Consider the following 6,951-nt stretch of genomic DNA (forward strand, 5'->3'; position numbering starts at 1 on the left):
GCGGATGCACTCCGCGGCGCCAACGAGGCGCCGGCCCGTGGTGCCGGGATCTCTCTTGAGTCAGTGCCTGCGGGACTGAAAGCCGAACAGCCACGTCAGCAGGGCGCTCAGCAGCATGCCGGTGCCGGTGATCAGCCCCATTCCTGCCCAGAAGAAGAACGGGATCCTGCCGTCGCCCGGGACCGGCGCGGCTCCGATCTGTTGGGCCAGCAGGTAGAGGCCGGCGGCCACACCTATCCCCAGTACCGCCAGCAGCCAGCACAGCCGCGGCCACCAGACGGATGCCGCCCAGAAACTTCCATAGCCTGACCAGACGTTCCAGTCGTTGCCGCGCCGCAGCACGAACGGGCCGGCAGCCAAGGCCCAGAAACCTGCCACCAGGAAGGCCGCCACCACATCGGCCGGCCGATGCCAGCCGTTGATCAGCGTCGCCGCCCCGGCCAGCACGGCATATAAACCGCCGCCCGCCGCTGCAAAGGGGCGCCAGCGCGGCGAGACCACCAGGAAAATGGCCAAGGCTGCGGCCGCTGCGATCGTTGTATGCCCGGACGGTAATGAATTGTGTTCCAGCGTGGGCACGCCCCGGTCGGGTCGGTCCAGGATGAAGTTCTTGAGGATCCAAGTGGTGGCCGCCGACGCCGCGACCACCCCGACGCCGATCACAGCGGGGACCCACCGCCGTCGTACCAATGCCACCACCAGCAGCACGGCGGCCGCCACCGCCACCGAGACATCCGGCAGCAGGTCCAGGAAATCCAGGAACACGCCGCGACCCAGCCGCCAGCCGGCCTCCGCCTCCGCCCACGCCGATTCATCCGCGAACTGGCCGGTGGTGGTCCGGACGAAGGCGTAGTAGTTCAGCGCAAACGCGCCCGCGCACAACAGCGCACCCAGCCAGAAGAGGGCAGGAGCGTGCGCAGCCGGACGGCGGGTCGCGGTCCGGGAGCGGAAGCTGGAACGCTGCGAAGTCATCGATTCAAGGGTCGCACATAATACTGACAGGATCCGGGGAAGCGCTGGCAGCCGTACAGTGGGATCGATGATACCCCACCAGCTTCCAGACCCCTCCCGGCCCCACGAACTGCCCGCGCTTGCCGATCTGCTGGCCACCGCGCGCGTGGTTTCGCTGCCAATGAAGGTCCGCTTTCGCGGGGTGATGGAGCGCGAAGTGCTGCTGCTGGAAGGCCCGGCAGGGTGGGCGGAATTCTCGCCATTTCTTGAGTACGACGACGCCGAGGCCGCCGCGTGGCTGGCCGCTGCGGTGGAGGCAGGCTGGCAGGGATTCCCGCCCCCGGTCCGTGACAGTGTGCCGGTCAACGCCACGGTTCCCGCCGTGGCGCCGGAGCAGGTGCCCGGGGTACTGGCCCGTTATGACGGTGCGCGAACGGTGAAGATCAAGGTCGCCGAGACCGGCGAGGACATCGACCAGGATGTGGCCCGGGTAGAGGCGGTGCGGGCTGCTGCTCCCGACGCCAGGCTGCGGGTGGATGCCAACGGGGGATGGGATGTTGCGGCGGCCGTTGCTGCCCTGACCAGGTTGGCCGAATACTCGCTGGAGTACGCAGAGCAGCCGGTGCCGGAGATAGCCGGGCTGCGGGACGTCCGGACCGAACTGCGCCGGCGGGGTATTGACACGCCCATCGCCGCGGACGAAAGCGTGCGCAAGGCGGCCGACCCGATACGGGTGGCCCGTGAAGAGGCCGCGGACCTGATTGTGGTCAAGGTGCAGCCGTTGGGTGGAGTGCGACGGGCGTTGGACATCGTTGCGCAAGCCGGCCTTCCCGCCGTCGTCAGCTCTGCCTTGGATTCCTCGGTGGGGATCCGCGCCGGGGTAGCCCTGGCAGCGGCGCTGCCAAAGCTACCCCACGCCTGTGGCTTGGCCACGGTATCCCTGATGGACGGTGACGTGGCCACCGATTCGCTGGTACCCGTGGCCGGACAGCTGCCGGTGCGTGAGGTCGCGCCGGATCCGGTGCTGCTGGACCGCTTTGCCGCCCCGGAGGACCGGCGGCAGTGGTGGCTGGATCGGCTGGCGCGGACCTACCGCCTGCTGGAGGGGTGATCACCCGGAGCCAGCCTCCGATCAAAAACGTCCGAAGCAGCCGGTAGCGTGAGCATATGGGCAGCGAGGACATCAAGCTCGAATTTCCGGTTTCGGGTCAGGGACTGGTGATGGATCTTGGTGTTCCGGCGCGTCCGCACAGCTCGCTGCTGGAGGCGCTGTTGCAGCAGGTCCTGGTGGATGCCCTCCTGCAGCGCTACGGCTTCTCGCCGGAAGATACTTGGGGCAGCCCCGCGGGCACAGGTGCTGTCGATCCTGTAGCGCGGGAACATCGTGGCACCGAGACCGCAGTCCCGCTGGACGGTAGCGCGGAGGCTCCTGATGCCTTCTCATCCTCAGCCGCAGAGAGCTCCGCGGATGAGCCCGTGATACCGGAGGACGGCGCAGGTATACCGTCCGAGCTGGCACAGCTTCTCGCTGCAGTGGATCCTCGGACGCTTGACGATGCGCAGGCCATTGATTATTTGAAGGCTGCCGCTCGGGTGGAAGCCTGGGTCCAGTCGTGCCAGGTGCAGGCACTGGACCGCTTCGCGCAACTGCGGACCGGGCAGGGCGGGAACCGAGATCCGGAAGGCTTCTCCAGGTTCGCGCCGCAGGAGATTTCGGCGCACCTGTCCACCGGCGAGGCTGCGGCGAGGACCATGTTGGCAGACGCCCGCTACATCTGCACCCACTTGCCGTCAACGCTTCAGGCCGTGAGCAGTGGTGATCTGGACCTGGCGCGGGCCAAAGTCATGGCCAGAGGCTCCGCCGACCTCCCGGCGGATAGCCTCGAGGAATTCGAAGCGGCAGTGCTTCCTGGCGCCGGCAACATCACCGTGGAGTCCGTGAGGTCGCGGGCCCGGAAGATGCGTGACCAGCTGCACCCGGAGTCGTTATCAGAGCGGCACCGACGGGCGAACGAGTCCCGGGACGTGCAGTTGACGGATCAGAACGACGGCATGACCGAACTATGGATCCGCCTTAGCGCAGACAAAGCCCATCTGGTCTTCGACCGGATTCAATCCACCGCACGTTTCCTCCAAGGGCCCGGGGAGGAACGGACTTTGCCGCAGTTGCGGGCCGATGTGTTCTCCGACCTCCTGCTGGACGCTGAGGCTCCGGCTGCGGCGCCGGTTGCGGAACTGGACGTGAAACCTAGCCCGGCTCCGACTGGGGAACTGGATGAGGAACCGGATGTGGCATTGGCCGCCCGCACCGAGCTGGTTCCTGAACCGGCACGGGGGAGACCAGATAGAAGTGCGGGACTGGGGATGCTGGTCACGATGCCGCTAAACACGCTGCTGGGACTCAGCGAGGAGCCTGGAGATTTGGCCGGACACGGGCCTATTCCACCGGACATGGGCAGGCAACTGTCTCAATTGGCGAAATCCTGGTTGTTGGTGCTCACGGATGACCAGGGCCAGGCCATCGCAGCAGCTCGGAAGCTGCGGATCCCGCCCGAATGGCTGAAGCGACTCGTCCGCGTCCGGGACCGACACTGCCGCTTCCCCGGTTGCCGCCGGGCTGCGCAGTACTGCGAGATCGATCATGTGATTGCGTGGCAGGTCGGCGGGCTGACCGTACTGGAGAATCTGCAATGCCTGTGCGTTGCGCATCATGCGGCGAAGACCGCTGGTGAATGCAGTGCGGAGGCAGGTCCCAACGGTGAGATCACCTGGACGACGCGAACCGGCCATCGCAAGACCACGTTTCCGGACGAAGGCTGGGAAACACTCCTGCCCCGCGCTGCCGGTGGCAGAGCCGGGGACGGGAAGCCTCGACGCACCCTCGGCGCCATTGAACTGCCCGATGAGGGGGACCCCGATCCGAACGCGCCGCCGCCGTTCTGACTCTGCCGTTGTATTGCACCTCGGTGCTCCACCGGGGGGAACCCGGGCATCGGGTGGGTGAGGTGTTTTGCCCGGTGTTGGCCAAGAATTCACCAGCGCTCAGTCTGCCGGTCAGTTTCGATCGAAACGCTGAAGGAGGGAACCGACCGACTGAATGTGGAAGGCGAAATCGTGACCGATACCAAGAAGCGCTACCTGCCGATGCTGGGCCATGTGTCCGGGAAGCGCAGCGCCGTGACCTGCGCGCTCAAGTGCGACAACGCCTGTGCCAAGGGTGTGTGCAATACCTCCGAGAACAACTACTTCCGGGACATCGTCTCGGCTGAGTACTCCCGGCGCCGGATGATGGGACTGGGCGGCGCCGGCGCGCTGGCGTTGATGTTCGGCGGCGGGGCTGCCGCCGAGGCGCAGGTTGGGCTCGCCCCGGCTGCCAAGGCCGGACAGGTCGCAGGGAACCGGAGCAAGCTGAAGTTCGACGGCATCACGGCTGTGCCGAACAACGTGGACGACGTCGTGGTCCCCAAGGGCTACAACTGGAATCCGGTGATCCGTTGGGGCGATCCGCTGTTCCACGACACCCCGGAGTTCGACCCGGAGAACCAGACGAAGGCGTCCCAGTCGGGCCAGTTCGGCTACAACAACGATTACCTGGACATTATCGAAATTCCGGGCAGCAAGGGCAAGCGCGCGGTGCTATTCGCCAACCATGAATACACCAATGAGGGCATCATGTTCCCGCCGGACATGCCGGTTGAGCGCCAGCGCGAAGTCGCGATGGCTGCGCATGGTCTGTCCGTGGTGGAGCTGGAGCGCAAGGGCAAGGGCCAGCCGTGGCGGTACGTGCGCGGCGCCCAGCTGAACCGGCGGTTCCTGATGGACACCGAATACGAACTGACCGGCCCCGCTGCTGGCTCAGACCTGCTCAAGACCCAGGCCGATCCCACCGGCCGCTCGGTGTTCGGCACCCTGAACAACTGCGCAGGCGGCACCACGCCCTGGGGCACCATCCTCTCTGGCGAAGAGAACTTCAACCAGTACTTCAAGGTGTCCGCTCCGACCGCGGAGCAGCGCCGCTACGGCCTCACGTCAGCCAACCCGTCGCGCGGCTGGCACCTTCCGGAACCGCGCTTCGACACCGACCGTCCCGAAGGAAAGAACGAAGACAACCGGTTCGGCTGGATTGTAGAGGTCGATCCGTTCGATCCCACGTCCACTCCGCGCAAGCACACCGCCCTGGGCCGTTTCAAGCACGAAGGCGCCAACGTGACCATCGCTGCCTCCGGCCATGCGGTGTCCTACTCCGGCGACGACGAGCGCTTCGACTACCTGTACAAGTTCGTCTCCAAGGGCAAATACCGTGAGGGCGACAAGAAGCACAACATGACGCTGCTGACCGAGGGCGACCTGTTTGTGGCCAGCTTCAAGGGCAACTCGCCGCAGAACCAGATCGACGGTTCCGGCGTGCTCCCTTCCGACGGCGCGTTCGACGGAGCCGGGCACTGGATCCAGCTGACCCGCGACGGCAAGTCCCTGGTGCCGGGCATGGGCATCGACCAAGTGCTGGTCTACACCCGCCTGGCGGCCGACGCGATGGGCGCCACCAAGATGGACCGGCCGGAGGATGTTGAGATCAACCCGGCGACCGGCAAGATCTACATGGCCTGCACCAACAACACCTCCCGCACCCGTGCACAGGCGGATGAGCCGAACCCGCGCGCGAACAACCGCCACGGTCACATCGTCGAAATGACCGAGACCGGCGACCAGACCTCTACCGAGTTCACCTGGAAGCTCATCCTGGTGGCCGGCGACCCCGCGGCGGACGAGTCCGTCTACTTCAGCGGCTATCCGGCAGACCAGGTGCAGCCGATCTCCTGCCCAGACAACCTGGCCTTCGACGCCGCCGGCAACCTGTGGGTGTCCACCGACGGCCAGCCCGGCACCATCCAGCGCAACGACGCCCTGTTCCGCGTCACGCTGGACGGACAGGAGCGCGGCAAGGTGGAGCAGTTCATGGCCGTCCCGATCGATGCCGAAACCTGTGGCCCGCTGATTCACGACGACGACGGTTTGGTTTTCGTTGCAGTGCAGCACCCGGGTGAGGACGGCAGCTGGGGTGCCCAGCGCTCGTTGTTCCCGGACTACGTCCAGGAAGGCCGACGCCCCAAGCGAGGCGACGCCGCACTGCCCCGCCCCGCAGTGATCCAGATGTTCAAGGGTAAGAACGGGCACGTGAAGCGCTAGTCCGTCACAGCCGAGAGGCGCCGGGCTGAACCTCCTGTCGCGACGGGAGCTAACAGACGGCCATGTCCACCCGGCCATGTCCACCCGGACATGGCCGTCTGCTTACCATGAGGGGGTGACTGCGCAGCTGAGCTCGATGGAAGCCGCCCGACTGGCCGTGAAGGCCTTGGTCTGGGGCGGCGTGCGCGACGTCGTCGTTGCCCCCGGTTCCCGCAGCGCCCCGCTGGCCTATGCGCTCGCCGAGGCGGAAACCCGGGACGAAGTGCGGCTGCACGTGCGCATCGACGAGCGCGGGGCGGCGTTCACCGCGCTGGGGCTTTCGCTGGGCTCGCTGCGTCCGGTCCCGGTGGTCACGACGTCCGGAACCGCCGTGGGCGAGTTGGTGTCGGCCGTGATGGAAGCCAACCATGCCGGAGTGGAGTTGCTGGTGATCTCCGCCGACCGTCCGGAGGAAATGCGCGGGACGGGTGCAAACCAGACCACGGTCCAACCCGGCCTTTTCGGAATCCACGTGCGCTCTGCCGTCGACATTCCGGCCGGCGACGATCCGACGGATGCGATCCGCACCAGCCTGCTCAACGCCAAAGGGATCCCGCTGCCTCCGGCCCTGGACGACCTTCGCGCGATGGCTGCCACGCCGTCGCCGGGACAGCCCACCGCGTCGCCCGATCAGGGCCCGCATCACGGCACGGTGGGCCCGGTGCATATCAATCTGCCGTTCCGCGATCCGCTGTTCCCGGGCCCAGAGCCGGCACTTGCAGCGAAAGAGAGCGGGCGGCAGGAGGGCATCGTGCCCACCGCAATGGACGGGCG

The 6,951-nt window shown here is 66.7% G+C and carries 5 protein-coding genes; 4 read left to right on the forward strand and 1 reads right to left on the reverse strand.

Translation table 11 applies throughout. From position 1 onward, the window contains the following. Positions 1 to 60: 60 nt before the first annotated feature. Complete coding sequence (locus tag ACMX2H_RS13555) at positions 61 to 972, reverse strand: phosphatase PAP2 family protein (RefSeq protein ID WP_414961027.1); 912 nt, start codon at positions 970 to 972, stop codon at positions 61 to 63. A 67-nt stretch (positions 973 to 1,039) separates the two neighbouring features. Here ACMX2H_RS13555 and ACMX2H_RS13560 point away from each other — a divergent pair, with 67 nt between their 5' ends. From ACMX2H_RS13560 to ACMX2H_RS13575, 4 genes are all read left to right on the forward strand, one after another. Beyond that, positions 1,040 to 2,062, forward strand: a complete 1,023-nt coding sequence (locus tag ACMX2H_RS13560) for an o-succinylbenzoate synthase (RefSeq protein ID WP_414961029.1) — start codon at positions 1,040 to 1,042, stop codon at positions 2,060 to 2,062. 56 nt (positions 2,063 to 2,118) lie between these two features. Continuing rightward, on the forward strand, positions 2,119 to 3,894 hold the full coding sequence (locus ACMX2H_RS13565) for an HNH endonuclease signature motif containing protein (protein WP_414961031.1): 1,776 nt from the start codon (positions 2,119 to 2,121) through the stop codon (positions 3,892 to 3,894). A 171-nt stretch (positions 3,895 to 4,065) separates the two neighbouring features. After that, positions 4,066 to 6,138: a PhoX family protein gene (locus tag ACMX2H_RS13570; RefSeq protein WP_414961033.1), complete on the forward strand. Its 2,073-nt coding sequence runs from the start codon at positions 4,066 to 4,068 to the stop codon at positions 6,136 to 6,138. A 115-nt stretch (positions 6,139 to 6,253) separates the two neighbouring features. Further along, positions 6,254 to 6,951 (forward strand): thiamine pyrophosphate-binding protein (locus ACMX2H_RS13575; protein ID WP_414961035.1); only part of this gene is annotated, 698 nt, incomplete at its 3' end.

It is taken from the genome of Arthrobacter sulfonylureivorans (assembly GCF_047607445.1).
Lineage (GTDB): Bacteria > Actinomycetota > Actinomycetes > Actinomycetales > Micrococcaceae > Crystallibacter > Crystallibacter sulfonylureivorans_A.